Origin of the sequence: Pseudorhodobacter sp. E13 (genome assembly GCF_003991405.1) — a bacterium.
Lineage (GTDB): Bacteria > Pseudomonadota > Alphaproteobacteria > Rhodobacterales > Rhodobacteraceae > Pseudorhodobacter.
The window spans coordinates 1-223 of the sequence record NZ_RPEN01000036.1 but is presented as its reverse complement, the minus strand read 5'-3'; the positions used below and the strand labels follow the sequence as shown (position 1 = coordinate 223).

At 55.2% G+C, this 223-nt stretch carries 1 protein-coding gene; it reads left to right on the top strand.

Features of this window, described 5'->3' with window-relative positions:
* Window positions 1-64: 64 nt before the first annotated feature.
* The coding region (locus EGN72_RS19650; RefSeq protein ID WP_199743669.1) for a hypothetical protein at window positions 65-223 on the top strand (159 nt) is incomplete at its 3' end.

Genomic DNA, 223 nt, shown 5'->3' with positions numbered 1-223 from the left:
TGACCGAGACGATCCGAAACGGTTTTGAAACCTGATGCTCAACTTCCTCGAAAGGGAACATGCTATGAAACTGAAGACCTTCATCAACAAATTCTTCAACGACGAATCCGGTGCCGTGACGGTTGACTGGGTTGTGCTGACCGCAGCCATCGTGGGCCTGGGCATGGTTGTCATGACCACCGTCGGCGGCGGGATCGAATCCCTCGGCGGCACCGTTGTGGAA